The organism is Neoehrlichia mikurensis, assembly GCF_019186785.1.
In the GTDB taxonomy this organism is placed as follows: Bacteria; Pseudomonadota; Alphaproteobacteria; order Rickettsiales; family Anaplasmataceae; genus Neoehrlichia; species Neoehrlichia mikurensis.
In genome coordinates, this window is the sequence record NZ_CP066557.1 from 1,037,308 (window position 1) to 1,057,656 (window position 20,349).

Below are 20,349 nucleotides of genomic sequence, written 5' to 3' on the forward strand. Positions count from 1 at the left end.
GTTAATAGTTTAGCAAATAATGTAAAATAGCTTTTCTTACTGCTACTCCCATTTTCACTTGCAATAAAATAACTGAGTGCTTGTCTGCAACATTATTAGAGATTTCAACTCCTTTGTTTGCTGGGCCTGGGTGCATTATAATAACGTTTGGTTTTGTGTATGCAAGCTTTTCTTTGTTTAATAAATATAAGTGAGAATAGTCTTTAAGTGATGGAACTATGTTATCTATCATACGTTCTTTTTGTATTCTTAATAGCATGATTATATCTGCATCTTGAATACCTTCTATTAAATTATGTGTGATGCGTGAAACCCCTTGTAATTTACATGTGATATTTGGAGGTCCAATTAATGTAATATTAGTATTAAATTGGGATAATAATTTTACATTTGATCTTGCAACCCTGCTGTGTAGTATATCTCCACATATTGATATATTTAAATTTTGTAAACTGCCTTTCAGATAGCGTATTGTACAATAATCTATTAAAGCTTGTGTGGGGTGTTCGTGATTCCCATCTCCAGCATTTATTATACAGCAGTTGTTTATTATTTTTGCAAGTGTATGTATAAAAGTGCTATATTGAGATCGTATAATCATTAAATTAGGATTCATTGCTTGTAAAGTTGATATGGTATCAATTATACTTTCACCTTTATTAATAGAAGAAGTTGCTATATTTACTGTAATTGTAGTAGCTCCTAATGATTTTTCTGCAATTTCAAAAGATGACAATGTTCTAGTAGAATATTCAAAAAATAAGTTAATAATAATTTTATTTTTTAATATATCACTGAAATTGGTATTATGTAGGTAATGCATGGATAAATTAAATATTGCTTCAATGTCAGTGAGAGTTAAGTCGGATATTTGCAATAAATGTGATTTTTTTTTCATCTAAAAAAAATATTGATAATTTGCTTATAATATAGTTTATTTTCTGCAAGTTATCATTTATTTTTTCAATAAAAGTTTAAAATTTTTTTGATAATTTATACCTTAGTAGACATTATGATATAACTTATTAATAATAAATTTATGAAATAAAAATTAATAATTATTAATGATCTAAAAGTTGTTTTTTATTATTTTAAAGTTTTTTAATAAGTGATGTTTTTGCTATTTCATGAAGTAATAGCTTTATATCATAAAGATTATAAGATGATTGAGAATTATATTTAAATAATTGTAAAATATAGTTATATATTTAAACTTCTGTAATTATTTTTTTGTGTATATAGACATGCTATTAATTTTTTTAGTAAAGTGCACTGTTATTTATTAGGTGGTATACTAATATTATGTTAAGTGTATACAAAATTTTTACATTAATGAAATATCATGATTTCACTATAATATTTTTATATATGATTACTTAATTGATAAGGATAATTAAGTATTTTATAGAAATAAAAATTAACTAACTAAGGATGATAGTTTTAAGGGTTATATCGTATCTAAGGTAATTGGTAAATTATGCAAAAATATTTTTCAAGCTATTATAATGTTATTACTGAGGAGTATTTTGAGTAACTTGTATTATTACGGAGTAGCACCTTAAGATGTTTTATAGATGGTTATGAAATAAATAGCTAAAAAATATTAAAGATTTTAATCACTATACATTAATTTGTTTTGTAGCTTATGCTTATTTATATGAATGCTTATATAAGTTTGTATTTATAAAGCATTTTTATTCTTAATTACATCTTTTTTTTTGTAGCTTCTCTTCTTTTAGTAGATCTAATGATGTTTTTTTATCTAATTACCATATTGATGTTTTTTTTGATTATACTAACAATCTAATTTTTAGTTATATTTATATAAAAATATAAGCTGTATTATGAGGTACTTCTTAGATAAGTATTGATGTAATAAGTACAGTATTTATATTTAAAAAAAAATAAGTGCAATATTTTATTAGAAATATTACTATATAATAAAGGTATTAACTTTTAATGCTATGGAATAATTGTATATAAGCAGAAAATAAATTCTAAGTAAAATAAAAGATTTTTTTGATTTATATCAATTTTTCTGTATAAATAATTCCTGAATATGAAAATTTATAAGAAGATGTTTTATGGGTGATTATAATGCTAACTCAATTACTATATTAAAGGGTCTTGATGCGGTAAAAAAACGTCCAGGTATGTACATTGGAGATACTGATGATGGGTCTGGGTTGCATCATATGGTATATGAAGTTATTGATAATTCAATTGATGAAGCACTTGCTGGATTTTGTAATAAAATAGATATTATTTTAAATGTTGATGAATCAGTATCTATCATTGATAATGGTAGAGGTATTCCTGTAGATCTTCATGAAGAAGGTGTTTCTGCTGCAGAGGTTATAATGACCCAATTGCATGCTGGGGGTAAGTTTGACCATAATAGCTATAAAGTATCGGGTGGACTTCATGGTGTAGGTGTGTCAGTAGTTAATGCTTTATCACATTGGTTAGAACTTACTATATGGAGAAATAATAAAGAGTATTTTATAAGATTTGAGGATGGTAAAGTAGTATCTTCACTGCAAGTTGTGAATGAAAATGTAGCAAAAAAAGGTACAAAAATTACTTTTATGCCTTCAAGTGAAATTTTTTCTTTTGTAAAGTTTAATTATGCAATATTAGAAAATCGTATTAGGGAATTATCTTTTCTTAATTCTAATGTTAATATTAATTTAAAAGATTTGCGTGAAAAACCAATTCTACAATCTTGTTTTGGATTAAAAAATAGTTCTGTACAAGAGGATGAAGATAGTAGTGGGACATCAGGATTTGTAAAGTATCTTGATCGTAATAAAACAGCGGTAACAAAGATTATTAATATTAATGGAATTGCTGATGATACTGGTATTGCTGTAGAACTTTCAATGCATTGGAATGATTCTTATTATGAGAATATGTTATGTTTTACTAATAATATTAGACAAAGAGATGGAGGAACCCATCTTGCAGGATTTCGCTCTGCTTTAACTAGATGTATAAATAACTATGCAACAAATGAAGGGTTTTTGAAAAAAGCTAAAGTTGCTCTTGTTGGTGAAGATATGAGAGAAGGATTGACATGTGTATTATCAATAAAAATACCTGATCCAAAATTTTCTTCACAAACTAAGGATAAACTTGTAAGTGCGGAGGCAAGGACAGTTGTAGAAAGTATAGTTTTTGAAAAACTTACATCTCTTTTTGAAGTTAATCCTAAATTAGCAGCTACTGTTATTGAAAGAGTAATTAGGTCTGCTAAAGGAAGAGAAGCTGCAAGAAAAGCTAGAGATGTAATTAAGAATAAAAATGCTTTGGAATTTATATCCCTACCTGGAAAATTAGCGGATTGTCAAGAAAAATCTCCTGAGTTATCAGAATTATTTGTAGTTGAAGGTAATTCTGCAGGTGGATCTGCTAAACAAGGAAGAGATAGAAGACATCAAGCAGTTTTATCATTAAAAGGAAAGATATTAAATGTGGAAAGAGTAGGATTAGATCGTATTTTATCGTCTGCAGAAATATCATCTTTAATTGCTGCTATAGGAAGTAATATAGGCAACGATAATTTTAATGTTGAAAAGGTTAGGTATCATAAGATTATTATTATGACAGATGCAGATGTTGATGGTTCTCATATTAGAACTTTATTACTTACCTTTTTTTTTCGATATATGAGGGAGATTATTAATCATGGTTATTTATATATAGCTCAGCCCCCATTATATAAAGTAACAAAACATAAAAAAGAAATTTACATTAAGAATGATGACATGTTGCATAATTATATTATAGATTATGCAATTAAAGATTTAACCTTAAATAGTAATAAGATTTATTGTAATGATGATTTGCGTATTATTTTAGAAAAATGTATGAAAATCAGTAATTTAACAAAATGTTATAAAAAAATTATTCCTCAAGATGTTTTAGAGTCATTGTTATTATCTTATAATGATCATAAATTTAGTTTTACTGATAAAATATCTTATTATTTAAATAAATTATTTAATGAATATAAATGGAATGTTGAAGTTGATAAAAATAATGAATTAGTAATTTGTAAATTATCACAAGGTATGCTTGATAAATACTGTATCAGTAATGATCTAATTCAATCGCAAGATATTCAAAAAGCTATTAATATAATTAATGATTCTAGTAATGCTGATATAAATAATATTTTTGATAATGTGTCAATTTTATCGTCAAAGGATAGTAATGTAAAAATTCACTCTCCAACATCGTTAGTAAATAATATTATTGAATTTGGAAAAAAGGATATGATTTTACAAAGATTTAAAGGATTAGGAGAGATGAATGCTGATCAGCTATGGGACACTACGTTAAATCCTGAAACAAGAACTTTATTAAGAGTGAGAATTTCTGATTGTGAAGCTGCAGATTCAATTTTTTCAGTATTAATGGGGGATTTTGTGGAACCAAGACGTGATTTTATTAATAATAATGCTCTTAATGTGCAGAATATAGATGCATAAATTATTTTTGATTTTTTCATACTATTGTAATATTATGTAATAATATATACTGCAGCTAATTAACAAAAATGACTGCTTAGCTTTTTTATGTACGTAAATATTTTAAAAGTAATACTTTTATGTAAGAAATACAATATTGCTAATGTTTTTGATTATTTTGAATGTTGACGTTATATGTTAAAATGATACAATAAAATAAGTTTTTTTAAAGATTCGTAGGGGTTATTATGGCTAAAGGAGGAAAAGTTGCGAAAACAGCAAGCAAAAATAATCCAATGCAACGTAATAAAAATGCTGTACAGAAAACTTACAATGGTAAGCCTGTCAAACCTATAAAATATATAAATAGAGAACTTGGTCAAGTGTTTATGGCAGGACAATTTGAAAATGGTACTCTTGTAGAAGATAATAATAAGTATCCGATAAAATGGTCTAATATATAATTAGGGTAATATGTGGTTAAGTTAATTATTAACTCACAGGAAGTAGAAGTTGATGCTGGGATGACAGTGCTCCAGGCATGTGAAATTGCAGGGATTGAAATACCAAGATTTTGCTATCATGAACGCCTTGCTATTGCAGGAAATTGTCGAATGTGTTTAGTGGAAATTGCAAATGGTCCTCCAAAACCTGCAGCTTCATGCGCAATGCCTGTTGCTGATGGTATGGTAGTCAATACTAACACTGATAAAATTAAAAAAGCAAGAGAAGGTGTGCTTGAATTTTTATTGATAAACCATCCTTTAGATTGTCCAATTTGTGATCAAGGTGGGGAGTGTGATCTCCAAGATCAAGTTATGGCATATGGGTGTAGTGTTAGTAGATATTGTGAGGAAAAAAGGGCTGTATCTAAAAAAAATTTTGGTCCATTAATTGAAAATATGATGACTAGATGCATACATTGTACTAGATGTATAAGATTTTTATCAGATGTTGCTGGAACTTATGATTTGGGAACTATAGGTAGAGGGGAATTAATGGAAATAGATACCTATATTGCTAAAGGTATCACTTCGGAAATTTCTGGTAATATAATAGATCTTTGTCCTGTTGGTGCTTTAACATCAAAACCTTATTCTTTCAAAGCTAGATCTTGGGAATTATCTCATTGCGAAACAATAGATGTTTTAGATGCTGTAGGTAGTAATATTCGTGTTGATTGTAGAGGTCTTGAGGTAATGCGAATTTTGCCTAGGGTTAATGAAGAAATCAATGAAGAATGGATATCAGATAAAACAAGGTTTTCATATGATGGGCTAAAGGTTCAGAGGCTTGATAAGCCATATATGAGACGTAACGGAAAATTAGTAGCTTCAACTTGGGAAGAAGCTTTTTTTGTTATTGCTGAAAAATTGAAAAATATACCGGGGGATAGAATAGCTGCAATTGCAGGAGATTTAGTAGATTGTGAATCAATGCTTTTGTTAAAAGAGTTAATGCATAAATTAGGTAGTGATAATATTGACTGTAGGCAAGATGGCGCTAAAATTTTGACAATTAATAGAGCTTTATATTTATTTAATACTAGTATTTCTAAGATAGAGGAAGCAGATTTATGTATATTAATTAATACTAACATAAGATTTGATGCTCCTATGATTAATACTAGAATACGTAAGCGTTATCTTCAAGGAGAATTTGTAATTGCTAGTATAGGTCCTAAGTTTAATTATAATTATCAAGTAGAATATTTAGGTGATGATTGTGCAATATTACAAGATATTTTTAATAATCAGCATAGTTTTTGTGAAGTATTGAATAAGGCAAAAAAACCTATGCTTATTATAGGTCAAGATGGATTAATTGGTGATAATGCTAACGCTATTTTAGTATTAGCAAGTAAAATTGCAGAAAAATTTAATATGATACAAGAACAATGGAACGGATTCAATGTATTACATAAGGCGGCTGCTAGAGTTGGAGGATTAGATGTAGGATTTATTCCGAAAAATTTTTCTAATATCGATGTTTTAAAGATACTGAAAAAGGCAGAATGTGGTGATATAGATGTTTTATATCTTTTAGGAGCTGATGAAATTAATCTCTCAAGTAGTAAGTTATCCTTTGTTATATATCAAGGACATCATTGTGATAATGGTGCACAAAATGCAGATATTGTATTACCTGGTGCAGCATATACAGAAAAAATAGCAACTTATGTAAATACAGAAGGTAGAGCTCAGAGAACAACTATAGCTATTTATCCTCCTGGCATAGCTAAAGAAGATTGGTTGATTATTAAGGAATTATCTCAATATTTAGGTAAGGAATTGCCTTATAATAGTGTATTTGATGTACAGAGGCAGCTTTCTACTTTAGGTGAACAGTTTAAGGAAGAGAATATTGGTAAATTAATTGCAAATAAATGGTTATCTGTTGATGAAGAAGTGAACTTTAATATTCATGGTAAATTAACTACAAAGGAGTGCAATTTTTATATGACTAATTCTATTAGTAGATCATCAAGTATTATGGCAAATTGTGCTAAATATTTTATTCAAGATTAGGATAGTATGAAATTTATACTGATGTTGTATAATTGGATTAGTGGTTATGGTGGGTTGTTATTATTAAAAATTATCTTTACCATTTTGATAGTAATGCTTTCTGTAGCGTATTTAGTCTATATGGAACGAAAGATTCTTGCATCTATACAATTAAGACAAGGCCCTAATATTGTAGGCCCTTTTGGAATACTGCAACCATTTGCAGATGCAATAAAACTTATAACAAAAGAATATGTTATTCCTTTTAGATCTAATAAATTAGCTTTTTTTATTGCTCCTATTATTACTTTTACTATTGCTTTATTAGGGTGGGCAGTCATTCCATTTGGTGTAGATATTATAATAAGTGATGGACAAGAATTGGTTATTCCTCATGTAATTTCTAATATTAATGTAGGTGTTTTATATATTTTAGCAATTTCTTCGTTAGGTATTTATGGTATTTTAATAGCTGGATGGTCAAGTAATTCAAATTATGCCTTTTTAGGGGCTATTAGATCAGCATCTCAAATGATATCATATGAGGTATCTATAGGACTTGTAGTTAATACAGTCTTGATAGCAACTGGGTCATTAAAATTAGGGGAAATTGTTGTATTTCGACATAATATGCCGTATTGGATTGATTTATTATTATTTCCTATGGCTGTAGTGTTTTTTATTTCTGCTTTAGCTGAGACTAATCGTCATCCTTTTGATCTTCCAGAAGCAGAATCAGAATTAGTATCTGGTTATAATGTGGAATATTCGTCTATGCCATTTGCACTATTTTTTTTAGGTGAATATGCTAATATGATATTAATTAGTGCAATGATGGTAATTTTCTTTTTTGGTGGTTGGTATCCACCACTTAATATTGGGTTTTTATATAAAATTCCTGGGTTAGTATGGTTAATGTTAAAAGTTGTATTTATATTATTTTGTTTTATATGGATTAGAGGTACGATTCCTAGATATAGATATGATCAGCTTATGCGTTTAGGATGGAAGGTACTTCTCCCGATATCATTGATATGGGTTATAATAGTGTCAGGAGTTTTATTATATACAGATTCATTGCCGCATTTGAAACAGTAAATTATAGTTATTAATGAGTAGAAGAATTTTATATCAAGCCTATGACTTTAAATTTTGGGCCACAGCATGGATTTGCTTGGGATTTGAGAAAAAGTAATCCGTATGAAATATATGACAGATTAAGTTTTAAAGTTCCTGTAGGTACAAATGGTGATTGCTATGATCGATATTTAGTAAGAATGGCAGAAATACGAGAATCAGTAAATTTAGTTAAGCAGTGTATTAATAGTATACCAGTAGGGGATGTTAAAACTGATGATAGAAAAATTGCTCCTCCTAAAAGAGAGGATATGAAAAAATCAATGGAAGCTTTAATTCATCATTTTAAGTTGTATTCTGAAGGTTATAAGGTATCAGAAGGCGAAGCATATGCAGCGGTTGAATCTCCTAAAGGAGAATTTGGAGTATACATAGTTGCAGATGGTACAAATAAGCCTTATAGATGTCGTATAAGAGCTCCAGGATTTGCCCATTTACAAGCTATAAATGCTATGGCAAGGGGTCATATGCTAGCAGATCTTACAGCTATTATAGGGTCATTAGATATAGTTTTTGGAGAAATAGATAGATGATGAATAATATAGAACTTGATAAAGATGAAGGATTTCAATTTACTAGCAGTAATTTACAAGAAGCAAAAAAGCTAATTAATAATTATCCAAAAGGTAGGGAATCAAGTGCAGTAATGTCATTATTATATATAGCTCAAAAGCAATGTGCAGGATATATTTCATTGGCTGCAATGGATTATATTGCTAAGATGTTAAATATGCGTCCAATTCATGTATATGAAGTAGCAAAATTTTACTCTATGTACAATTTATCTCCTGTAGGGAAATACTTAATACAAGTTTGTAGGACAACTCCTTGTTGGTTATGTGGAAGTAATGATATAGTGAATACCTGTAAAAAAATTTTAAATATAAATTTTGGAGAAACCACAAAAGATAATCTTTTTACTTTAAGAGAGACAGAGTGTTTAGGTGCTTGTGTTGATGCTCCTGTTGTGCAAATTAATAATGATTATTATGAAAGGTTAACTACTAAAACAATGGAAAAAATCATTTACGATTTAAAAAATGAGAGTTAGAGAAATAGTATTAGATACAGAAACAACAGGACTTGATGCTAATGGTGGTGATAGAATTGTTGAAATAGGATGTGTAGAATTAGTAGATTACATATTCACTGGAAACGTATTTCATCATTATATAAATCCTGAACGTGATATACCATACTATTCAACTAAAATTCATGGTATTACTGTTGATATGGTAAAAGATAAACCTAAATTTGCAGATATTGCAGATAAATTTTTGGATTTTATTTCTGATGGAATATTAGTTATACATAATGCAAAATTTGATATTTCATTTATAGAAATGGAGTTAAGTAAAATTAATAAAGAACATCGTCTTAATAATAGCTTTGTTGATACATTGATATTAGCACGAAAAAAATTTCCTGGTATGCCTGTTACACTTGATGCTTTATGCAAAAGGTTTAATATTTCATTACAAGATAGGAAATTTCATGGAGCATTGTTAGATGCAACTTTATTATCTAAAGTATATATTGAGCTAAAAGGAGGATTACAAAGATCATTAAATTTTAGCGATATGGATAAGAATAATATTGAACAAAGATTTACTGGATCTCATAATTTATGTATGCGTCATTTTAAAATAAATCAATATGATTATGAAAAGCATAAAGAATTGTTAAAAAAAATTAAAAATTCTATATGGAACAAGTTGAAATAATATTATTTGTAAAATAAAAGTCCTTCATTATTTAATATATTATAATTTTGTATGCATATGTGGTTTTATGCTGTTAATTGCATATTTTCATAATAATCTTGTTGTATAATATACTTTATGTAAAAATTGCTTAATAAAATCTTATAATATATAAATTATAACTATAGAAATATATAATATTTATATTAAAGCTATAATAATAATTAATTTTATAATTACTGTTATCCTAGTAATATACTAGTATATTAACTAATTAGTGTTAATTGATAAAGTAGATCTCAAATTTGTAAAATATGTTGTTTATTATAATATTTAAGTGATGTATAAGTTATAATTATTGATATAATAAGGAATATGAATTAATAAATCTTTAATCTATGAATGTAGCTCTTAATTAGAAAAGTGCTGAAATCCCTTTTTTTTAAGTGTTATTTTTTGATTATTATGATCGTATATGTTTATATTACATCCATTAGATAAATATCCTATTTGTGTGATTTTAATTCCTATTTTAGAAGATAAGTCTTTTATTTTAATATCATTTTTAGGATGTGAAGTAAATGCAAGCTCGTAATCATCACCTCCTGTTAAAATTGTGTCAAGAAGTTGTGGATTATTATTTAATATAATTTTTGCTTCTTTTGATAATGGTATTTTATTTATATATATGTTAGCTTCTACATGAGATGATTGGCAAATATGTTCTATATCTTGTATTAGTCCATCAGATATATCTATACATGATGAAGCTATATTGTTATTATTTATGTATAATCCTAGATCAAGTCTTGGATTTGGTAAGTCATATTTATTTTTAAAGTAATGACAATTTTGACTTTTTATAATATTATGATAAGTTAGTAATCCTAGTGCAGCATCTCCAATATTACCACTGATATATATATAATCACCTGCGGTTGCTTTTGATCTTTCTAATGATGAATGATTAGTAAATCCTAAAATAGTTATACTAATGATAATACTATTGTTATTATTTTGTGTTGTATCTCCGCCTATGAGTTTGATATTAAATTGTTGATTATCTTCTTTTAATCCGCTAGTAAATTTTTTCCACCATTGTTCAGTGATATTACTAGGTAAAATTAATCCCAAAAGATAGCCATATGGTTTTACTCCCATAGATGCTATGTCAGAAAGATTGACCCGTAAAGATTTTTTTGCAAGTAATTTTGGGTTGTGATTACTGAAAAAATGTACTTTTTCAACTAAAATATCTTTAGTTATTATTAATTTGTCTTGTAAATTTGTTATTTGTGCAGCATCATTGCCTATTAATGAATTGTAATCTAAAGGATATATATATTTTTTTATATAATTGAATTCATTCATAGTATTTATTATGTAATGAGTTGTAAGTTTGTGTATTATATATTAGTAGTAGGTATAATATGATACATAAAAAAATAAAATTTTTTATAAAATGTATTTATTTAGCGCTAAATGACTTTATAGATCATGATGGTATAGAACATGCTGGATATTTATCGTTTATTATATTGTTGTCTATATTTCCTTTTTTAGTATTTTTAACTGCAGTAGTATCAAATTTTGCTGTCATTTTAGATCAATATAATTTTACTGAAAAGTTTTTTATGTTAATTATTGATAATGTTCCGCAAAATTTAATAGCAGGATTAATACCAAGAATTAATGAAATAGTTTTAGGCCCTCCACATAGTTTGTTAACCTTAGCAGCTGTAGGTACTGTTTGGACTGCTTCTTCAGCTGTGGAAGGAGTGAGAACAATACTTAATAAGGCATTAAGAGTTTCAACTCCTCCTCCATATATTCTACGAAGATTATTAAGTATATTGCAGTTTTTAATTATCACTTTTATAATTACTATTACAATGATGTGTATTATTTTAGTGCCAATGATTTTTGATTTACTTAATCAACATTGGGGATATGTTAAATATACAGTAAGTGGGTTAGTACTATTAATTTCTATTACATGTTTATATTCTATTATACCTAATACTAGGCAAAATATTATTAATGTTATACCTGGTGCTATTGTAGTGACTTTATTATGGACGATATCTTCATTTCTCTTTGCTTGGTATATAAAAAATTTTCATTCATTAAGTATAATATATGGAAGTTTAGCAGGTATTATTGTTTCTTTATTATTTTTTTATATATTGAGTATATTTTTTATTTATGGAGCAGAATTAAATTATAGATTAAATCAATATAAAAAATAGTATCTTGTTAATAATGTGTATGTGATATTACATTTATTTAGTGTTATTATTACTATAGTGTTAAAGTACATAAAATACTTATGTAAGTTCCATTAAAATACGATGCTACTCAAAATTTTTATAGATAGTACTACAATTAATGCACACAAAATTATTGTTTGTATGGCTTACAATTATATTTTTTATTAATCTCTTTTTATAAAATATATGTTATAAATAAACGTTTATGGTATTTATAAATCTATCTATTCTTATGAAAGAATGCTAAGTTACTATTTTAATGTTTTAATTATAAAGTACAGCCATGTAATTATTATAAAATGAAGAAAATAATGCTAATATTAAAGCAGTTATATTTAGTATTTTTTTAGCCATGCATATCTCATTGTTAAATTTTTTTAGTTAATTATGTATTTTATGATTTTACCTTTTTTAATATATCATTGTTTATAGATTATTTACAATAATTTTAGTTATGTATATATTTTTTATTATAAATAAAAAATTGAATATTTTGTGTATATTGTAAGTTTTATGAGATCTTATTTTAAGTACTTATGTTTTTATAAAATGATGCTATAGTACCATTTTATTAACTAGTATTTTTTATAATGTACATTATAGTATTTATATAATTTTTGAATATAATATAACTAATACAAGAATGATATTCTGATAGGTTTTTATTTATAAAATTAATAACGAATTTCTTATAAGTTATTAATTAGCAAGAAATTACTAGCTGATGTAAATAAGTATAATATTCAATATGATATACAAGTTTTTTTTTATGTATTACTACCAAATTATTAACATTACACTACTATAAGTAAATATTATAAAATTGATAAAATTTTTAATAGACATATTTTGTGTAATGTTTATTAATAATTTAAAAATTGATAAATAAAGGAAAGATTATTTATAAAAATGATTATATTTTATAATATTAACAAAGCTATAACCTGATTTTTAGTTATATCTTTGCAGAAAATTAATAAAAAATCTTAGGTAAACATAAGTGAAAATTAAAAAGAGGTAATTATATATCAAAGCTCCAGATGTAAAATGTACTAATGCTTAATGTATGCAAATGATAATTTTCATGTACATTTTTGATATATTGATTTTTGTTTAATTTTCATTATTATTGAAAGAAATATTTCTGGTTTCACTTGGCAATGTTACACATAGTCCGTCAAGTTCTTTAGTAATCATAATTTGACACCCAAGTCTTGAAGTTTCTGTTAACCCAAATGCAAGATCAAGCATGTCATTTTCTTCATCTGATAACTCATTATATTTTTCCACTACACTGTACCATGATGGATCAATGATTAGATGGCAGGTAGAACATGCTAAAGATCCTTCACAAGCACCTTCTAAATTGACGTTATTTCTATGTGCTAATGTTAGTAGAGTTTCTCCCTCATAAGCTTGGAAAGTATGTTTGCTTCCATCTGGAAAAGTAAAAGTAACGAATGGCATAAAATATCTCCGTGTATTTAATTATTAATAGATTTTTTTAAATCCAGAATCATTTGTTGCATAAAATTTGAAGATTTTAATACGAGACTATTAATAGCATTTTCTATATTATTTATGTTGTTACTTAATAGAGTATGTTGCAATTTTTGAATCGCATTGTTAATTGCTTTTCTTTCGGATTTTTCTATTGAATCTTTATTTTTTACTAAATTATCTTTTATTATTTTTATCATATTTTGTCCTTTAATTTTTATTTCAGATAAGTATCTTAATTGCATATCTTGATCAAAGTTTTCTAGAGATTCTGATATATGTTGTTCTATCTCTTGATTTGTTAGGTTGTATGTTGATTGAATTTCAACATACTTTTTGATCCCTGTAGAGTCTTCTTGTGCTGAGACAGTTAATAAACCGTCAGCATCGACAGAAAATTCTACTTTAATTCTTGCTTGTCCTGCAGGTAGTGGTGGTATATTTTTTAAATCAAACTTTGCTAAAGATTTATTATGAAATATCATTTCACGCTCGCCTTGACATATATGTATTTGTATAGAAGTTTGACCATCTACATATGTAGTAAATTCTTGAATGGCAGATGTGGGAATTGGTGTATTACGTGGTATTATTTTTTCAACAATCCCTCCTATTGTTTCAAGTCCTAAAGATAAAGGTAGTACATCGATTAATATGCTCTTATTATTTATATGTGGATTTGAAAGATAGTATGCTTGAAGTGCAGCACCAGTGACAACAACCTCTTCTGGATTAATGTTATCAAATATTTTATTTGGAAAAAGATTATTTAACATGTTCTTTATCATTGGAGTCTTTGTTGAACCTCCAACCAAAAGTACCTTAGATATATGATGATAATTTATATTAACACTTGCAAGAGTATCTGTAACTATTTGTAAAGTTTTGTTTATTAACGGCATGATGATGTTATTGAGATCTTGTTTCGTGATTGTACATTCAAATAACTTGTTTTGTATATTAAATATGTCTAATTATTGTGATGCACTTAATAGTCAATTTTAATAATTAATTGTAAATATTTTTATTTAAATAAGTTAGTGCTTCTGCTACATCATCTTCTTCTATTATCTCTTTTAAAGCTAAATCAGCTATTGTACGAGCTACTTTTAGTATTTTTGTATAATCTCTTATTGATAAATAGCAATTTTGTGTTGCATTTTTTAAAATTTTAATAGCATTTTTATTTAATATAAGAAATTTTTCTATATCACTTTCTGATAAAAGTGCATTACACTTTGATTTAATGCTAACATAGCGGTCTTCCTGTATTTTCCGGACCTTTATTACCCTGCTTTTTATTGATTTTGAATCTTCTGAATAACATTCTTGTGAAAATATGTTAATATTTGGTACAGCAACATGTATATCTATTCTGCTCATTATAGGACCAGAAATTTTATTTTGATATTCAATAGCACATTTTGGTGCGCGGTTACAAGAGTGGTTGGTATTATCAAAATATCCACATCTACATGGATTCATAGCAGCTATTAACTGAAAATTTGCAGGATAAGTTATATGAGATTTTAATCTTGGTATAAGAATATTTTTATTTTCTAGAGGTTGCCGTAAAGCATCTAAGACATGTCGTGAAAATTCTGGTAATTCATCTAAAAATAATACACCATTATGAGCTAAGGTTACTTCTCCAGGATACGCATTACGTCCACCTCCAATCATTGCAGCAAGAGATGATGAGCTATGAGGTTCGCGAAAAGGTCTAGATTTAAGTAATGTGCTACATTTTTGATAAATACTTGCAATTATGCTGATATCAATGGTTTCATCATGACTTAAATCTGGTAATATGCTCAATAACCTTTTTGCCAACATTGATTTACCAGTTCCTGGAGATCCTATCATTAATAAATTATGTCCTCCTGCAGCGGCAATTTCAATAGCTCTTTTTGTAATTAATTGACCTTTTACGTCTTTCATATCTACTGAAATTGTATTATTAATAATGTTTTGTTTTTTAGGAGGAGGAATTTTATTATTATTATTAAAATGATTAATAAGTGATGCTAAATGTTTTACTGGCAATATTGTAATATTATTAATTAGTGCTGCTTCTGAGCCGTTATCATAAGGGCATATAATGCTTTTTTTTTCTTTATATGCACTAATAGCACTAGGTAATACTCCAGGTACAGAAATAATACTTCCATCAAGTGAAAGCTCTCCTAATATAATATAAGATGATAAATCGTTGATTTTAGGAATAATATTCATGATTGCTAATAAGCCGGTAACTATAGGCAAATCATAATGGCTTCCTTCTTTAAATAAATTTGCTGGAGATAAATTTACTGTAATTCTTTGTGTAGGTAAAGTCATATTTATGGAAGTAAGAGATGCCCTTATTCTTTCTCTAGATTCAGCAATAGTTTTATCTGGTAATCCAACTATGTTAAATGCAGGGATTCCCCTTGCAACATGTATTTGGACAACTACATTTAAGGTTTGAATTCCATGAAATGCTACAGTATGAATATTAATTGTCATAATATTTATATTATTTTTTTTAATATAAATAAATTATTTAGGAAATTCTAGTAATATTTTAATATTTATTAATTTCTTTATTAAATTTACTTGTGTATTATTTAATACTTAATTTTATGTAGTAGTGTTGTTTATTATAAAATTAAAGATTTATTTATAAAAGAGATGAATGTTAGATTACATTTAGAATCTAATCTTTTTATGTTAAATTAACATATAGTAAAGGTAAGGGGGATTATTTCATTAATGAAAAGTGTAGATATCATTGACTGTAACTAAAAAATATTCTAGTTAAAAAATGGTTTTTAATAAGTTGGATCCATGACTGATTTACAAAGTTTAGTACTTCATGGTATTTTAAATATATTTGTAATATAGAGCTACTATTTATATTAATATGTAGTGTGTAATTATTTTCAGATAAAAGAATTTCAAATATTATTGTTATATAGCTATATTATATAAGGATTATATAGAGAATATTATAACAACTTGTAAAATATAAAGATAATTTTAAAAGGAAATGTAATACTAAATTTAAGGTTTATGTAGTTATAAGTAATAAATTATTGTTATAATTTATTGAGTATATAATACTGTAATATTAGTACATACATAATACATGATGTCTAAAGAGAAATATCTATATAATAAGAAATATAAAAAATGGTATTTTATCTTACTTTTATCTAATTACTTGTTTTTTTTATAATTAAATGTTCATATTAAAGAATAAAAAATTATCTTATACATGTATATTAGTACATAAATAGATACATGATACTTAAGGTAAATATTCATAAAATTTGATCAGTTAGATATAATATAAGAAGCTAAGAAGTGAAGGTATTTTTAAGTTAATATTTGTGTTTATAAACATTTATGTAAATATCCAAGTCCTATTAGATACATTTCAGGAGAATTTTTTCTACTTGCATTAGGTTTAAAGTATTTTACTTTTTTAAAAGAATGTTTCATTTTTTGATAAAATTCTTTTTCATATTCTCCTTGTAAGATTTTAGTTACAAATATTCCTTCAGCGAGTAAAAAGTTATTTGCTATGTTTAATGCAATTTCACATAAATTCATAATATTAGCATGATCTATATATTTATGACCGCAAGATTTAGGTGCTAAATCAGATAATACTATATTAAATTTCATATCTTGTAATGCATCATATACTAATCTAGTATTATTAATGATGTCACAATTGATAAATTTTGTATTAGGGATTGGATCCATGTGATTAATATCTACAGCTATTACATAAGACTTATCATCACTTGCCACCTTATGTGCTGCTACTTGCGTCCATCCTCCAGGAGATGATCCAAGATCTAATACATAATATCCTTTTTTAAAAATTTTAAATTTGTTATCTATTTCTATAAGTTTATATGCTGACCTAGATTTATAACCTTGTTTTTTTGCTAATAAAACATAAGGATCATTGATTTGTCTTAGGAGCCATCTTGTTGATGACGTACTTCTACCTTTTGCGGTTTTTAGAACGATAGCTATGATATGCCTCATTGATTAGTATTATTAGCTTAATAATAAGGATTAAAAATAAAAAAAAAAGAATTATTTCTAATGGATAAAGTATGCTTATTGACAGCCGGTGTTATATCTTGTAATGTACATTATTGTGTATTATGCATATCAACGGGGTGTAGCGCAGCTTGGTAGCGCACTTGGTTTGGGACCAAGGGGTCGGGAGTTCAAATCTCTCCACCCCGACCACTTATTTTAAGAATTAATAGTATAATGGATAGATATTGATTGAGCATTATGTAAGATTATATTTTTTAAATTTTATAATGTAAAAAAGTAGCTAATAAATGATAATTATTAGTATATCTTACATTTGGATATGAGGAAGCAAAATAGATATTAAAATATTGATATATATACAATTTAAAGTTCACTTAGAATTAATTTTTTTTGTAAAAGATCAGTACATTATTTATTGCGTGATAAAAGATAAGCTTTTTGAGAAAGTAAGATTTCAATGAAATAAATTTGTATATATTTAATTATATGATGATTATTAATAGAACATAAAGGTGAAGCAAATTTTGTAGTGCAGTTTTTTGTTCTTACTTAAAAAATATCAAAGGTAAATAGCTTTAATGTACTATATAATTTATTAAATACTATAATTTCATCCAGTCTATTTAAAAATTCTGGCCGAAAATTTAAACGTAGTATTTTTAAAACTTCTTGATTATTTATATCATTTGTATTGTCTTAATGGTAAAATAAATACTAGTTAGTTTATCCTGATTTTAATTTATTACTGTATAAGATTAGTAGCAAACTGTATAAGATTAGTAGCAAAATATGTTATTTCCTATTATTTAAATTAAAAGATGTAATGTTGTTTTATAGATTATCAGAATAGATCATATACTGTGAGTATTATCATGACTATGTTGTACTACTGGAGAATGCGAAGGGGATATATGATTATCATGTTCTATTGGACTATGCTGCATTTCTTGTATTCCATGTGATGCTTCCATAATATCTTTATCAGCATGTGGGTATTCATTAAAATGATGAGGATCGTAAAGTTCAGGATTATCATGTGGGTTTAAATATTGCTCATTATAGTCACTTGCGTCACCACCAGATTCATCAGCAGCATTGTTATTGCGTATGTGATCAAATAATGCTTTTAATCCAAATAAGTTTTTATCTGATGTACTCATTATTTTTAATGATATTTCTAGTCCTGCAAATGAGGAATATACGGAACATGCTTGTATTAAATTTGCAGTAAGACTATCAGTAGGATTGCCTTTTAAGGATTGTTCGATATGATGTAATATCATTCCAGAAATTGATGCAAAAATAGTTGCATCATCACCTTCTGCATGATCGCCTGACTGCTGCTCATGATAATGAAGAGCAGATTGCATTGCGGCAATGTTTATTCCTTTTGATTCTTCACTAGACATAATCTTTATGTGAATAATAATTATTATTATAATAATTTATTATACATATAATATTAACAGAATATGAAAATTTTTTAAAAATGTAAATCATAATTACAATTGGTTGATTAATTCATTCCTGTATATTGATAAAGTTGTATTATTAATAGAAAGGTTTTTTTGTAAAAAATATCCTAAAATTTTTAAACTTAATTTAAATTCTTCAGTAGAACATTGATATGTATCATTGTTATTGTATATATCTTGTAAAATTTTAGGTAATGGAAATAGCTTTTTTTTATATTGTAGTCCTATTTCTTGTGATATAGCTTTACCTGTTTTAGGAGATATAAATTTTAAATTATAATTTGAATTATTAACTGCACACTTTGATAAATCTAATGCAAATCCTAAGTGTGATAATATATTTAATTCTAATTTTAAATATTTATTATACCAATTAGTGTTGTTTTTTATGGCCTGAATTAAATTAATTAGAGATTGATATATCACTGGTTGTACTTCATTTTCTGGTAAAATTTTACCTATTATTGATGTAATTGATGCAATACACATTAATTTTATTTTATCATGAAAATAGTGTAATGTTGATGTAATTAATTCACATTTAAAATATCCTAAATTACTTATTGATTTTGCAGCCCATATGACATTAATATAATCACCAATTTGTAAAATAGGTACTTTTCTAATGGTATTCCTTGTTAAGCCTTTTGATAGACCATGTTGTTTGGTTAATAAAGAAATTATTAAATGTTGGTCACCATATTTACATATTCCAACTATTATTCCTTTATCTTGCCATCTCATATTTTAATGCTTGTATAAATAATATATTTTTTTAATTATATCATTTTTTTTGTGTACCTATGTAATAATGTTTTGGGATACCTAATTTTTTTAATTCATTTTTATGAGCATTGTGGAGTTTTTTTGTATTACTGCAATATTGAATAAATCCAACATTTGAATCTGGTGTAGGAATTTTTTTTGCATATACTAAATACTCGTTACCTATATTGAAATTTATATTGCATTTTTGACTATATGTAGAAAAGATAATGATGTTGTTTGTATTTACATTTTGCCATGCATCATATACTAAAAACTTTGCTATATATTCTACAGGCGTAATATATATAATATCCTCTACTCTACCACTAAAAATAATATCATCTTTATTTTTAGTAGTAACGCTATGATTACAGTTACAAATACTTGCGAATGAATTTTGTGCAAATATTAATAACAGTGTTAATAATATAACCTTCTTCATTTTTTATGCT

16 protein-coding genes, 1 tRNA gene and 1 pseudogene are annotated in these 20,349 nt (G+C 26.3%); 9 read left to right on the forward strand and 9 right to left on the reverse strand.

Going from position 1 to position 20,349, the window contains the following annotated elements; genetic code table 11:
- Position 1: 1 nt before the first annotated feature.
- Entirely contained in the window at positions 2–898 is an 897-nt protein-coding gene (locus HL033_RS04175) for an aspartate carbamoyltransferase catalytic subunit (protein ID WP_218194029.1), read from the reverse strand.
- Positions 899–2,084: 1,186 nt separating this feature from the next.
- On the opposite strand from HL033_RS04175, the gene gyrB reads away from it, so the two are divergent.
- The 7 genes and pseudogenes from gyrB (at position 2,085) to dnaQ (ending at position 9,840) form a co-directional block, all read left to right on the forward strand.
- Positions 2,085–4,493, forward strand: coding sequence for a DNA topoisomerase (ATP-hydrolyzing) subunit B (gene gyrB / locus HL033_RS04180; RefSeq protein WP_218194030.1), 2,409 nt, complete (start codon positions 2,085–2,087; stop codon positions 4,491–4,493).
- A 227-nt stretch (positions 4,494–4,720) separates the two neighbouring features.
- Complete coding sequence (locus tag HL033_RS04185; RefSeq protein ID WP_218194031.1) at positions 4,721–4,936, forward strand: hypothetical protein; 216 nt, start codon at positions 4,721–4,723, stop codon at positions 4,934–4,936.
- Positions 4,937–4,948: 12 nt separating this feature from the next.
- Positions 4,949–7,000 carry an NADH-quinone oxidoreductase subunit NuoG gene (nuoG, locus tag HL033_RS04190; RefSeq protein ID WP_218194032.1) on the forward strand — a complete coding sequence of 684 codons (2,052 nt, stop codon included), beginning with the start codon at positions 4,949–4,951 and terminating at the stop codon, positions 6,998–7,000.
- Positions 7,001–7,006: 6 nt separating this feature from the next.
- Positions 7,007–8,077 (forward strand): NADH-quinone oxidoreductase subunit NuoH, encoded by a 1,071-nt coding sequence (gene nuoH / locus HL033_RS04195; protein WP_218194033.1) that lies wholly within the window; start codon positions 7,007–7,009, stop codon positions 8,075–8,077.
- Positions 8,078–8,145: 68 nt separating this feature from the next.
- A pseudogene (locus tag HL033_RS04200) lies at positions 8,146–8,649 on the forward strand (NADH-quinone oxidoreductase subunit D-related protein); the annotation flags it as partial.
- Positions 8,649–9,167: an NADH-quinone oxidoreductase subunit NuoE gene (gene nuoE / locus HL033_RS04205; RefSeq protein WP_218194531.1), complete on the forward strand. Its 519-nt coding sequence runs from the start codon at positions 8,649–8,651 to the stop codon at positions 9,165–9,167. The pseudogene HL033_RS04200 and the gene nuoE, both read left to right, overlap by 1 nt.
- Complete coding sequence (dnaQ, locus tag HL033_RS04210; protein WP_218194034.1) at positions 9,157–9,840, forward strand: DNA polymerase III subunit epsilon; 684 nt, start codon at positions 9,157–9,159, stop codon at positions 9,838–9,840. The genes nuoE and dnaQ overlap by 11 nt, the downstream gene beginning before the upstream one ends.
- Before the next feature lie 390 nt (positions 9,841–10,230).
- Here the strand turns inward: dnaQ and thiL are convergent, their stop codons facing one another.
- The gene (thiL, locus tag HL033_RS04215; RefSeq protein ID WP_218194035.1) at positions 10,231–11,190 is read right to left on the reverse strand and encodes a thiamine-phosphate kinase; all 960 of its coding nucleotides are present in this window, start codon (positions 11,188–11,190) and stop codon (positions 10,231–10,233) included.
- Positions 11,191–11,249: 59 nt separating this feature from the next.
- Here thiL and HL033_RS04220 point away from each other — a divergent pair, with 59 nt between their 5' ends.
- Entirely contained in the window at positions 11,250–12,068 is an 819-nt protein-coding gene (locus HL033_RS04220) for a YihY/virulence factor BrkB family protein (protein ID WP_218194036.1), read from the forward strand.
- Between the two features lie 1,134 nt (positions 12,069–13,202).
- On the opposite strand, the gene HL033_RS04225 is transcribed toward HL033_RS04220, so the two are convergent.
- The 4 genes from HL033_RS04225 to HL033_RS04240 form a co-directional block, all read right to left on the reverse strand.
- The gene (locus HL033_RS04225; protein WP_218194019.1) at positions 13,203–13,556 is read right to left on the reverse strand and encodes a ferredoxin family 2Fe-2S iron-sulfur cluster binding protein; all 354 of its coding nucleotides are present in this window, start codon (positions 13,554–13,556) and stop codon (positions 13,203–13,205) included.
- A 17-nt stretch (positions 13,557–13,573) separates the two neighbouring features.
- Positions 13,574–14,491, reverse strand: coding sequence for an Hsp70 family protein (locus HL033_RS04230; RefSeq protein WP_246575258.1), 918 nt, complete (start codon positions 14,489–14,491; stop codon positions 13,574–13,576).
- A 106-nt stretch (positions 14,492–14,597) separates the two neighbouring features.
- The gene (locus tag HL033_RS04235) at positions 14,598–16,097 is read right to left on the reverse strand and encodes a YifB family Mg chelatase-like AAA ATPase (protein WP_218194037.1); all 1,500 of its coding nucleotides are present in this window, start codon (positions 16,095–16,097) and stop codon (positions 14,598–14,600) included.
- Between the two features lie 870 nt (positions 16,098–16,967).
- A complete protein-coding gene (locus tag HL033_RS04240) occupies positions 16,968–17,555 on the reverse strand; it encodes an RlmE family RNA methyltransferase (protein WP_218194533.1) in 588 nt (195 codons plus the stop codon).
- Positions 17,556–17,766: 211 nt separating this feature from the next.
- Between HL033_RS04240 and HL033_RS04245 the strand changes: the two genes are divergently transcribed.
- Positions 17,767–17,843: transfer RNA gene (locus HL033_RS04245), tRNA-Pro, on the forward strand.
- A 662-nt stretch (positions 17,844–18,505) separates the two neighbouring features.
- Here the strand turns inward: HL033_RS04245 and HL033_RS04250 are convergent.
- From HL033_RS04250 to HL033_RS04260, 3 genes are all read right to left on the reverse strand, one after another.
- Entirely contained in the window at positions 18,506–19,063 is a 558-nt protein-coding gene (locus tag HL033_RS04250; RefSeq protein ID WP_218194038.1) for a hypothetical protein, read from the reverse strand.
- A 93-nt stretch (positions 19,064–19,156) separates the two neighbouring features.
- A complete protein-coding gene (gene recO, locus HL033_RS04255) occupies positions 19,157–19,873 on the reverse strand; it encodes a DNA repair protein RecO (protein WP_218194039.1) in 717 nt (238 codons plus the stop codon).
- Between the two features lie 40 nt (positions 19,874–19,913).
- The gene (locus HL033_RS04260) at positions 19,914–20,339 is read right to left on the reverse strand and encodes a hypothetical protein (RefSeq protein ID WP_218194040.1); all 426 of its coding nucleotides are present in this window, start codon (positions 20,337–20,339) and stop codon (positions 19,914–19,916) included.
- Between the last annotated feature and the right edge of the window lie 10 nt (positions 20,340–20,349).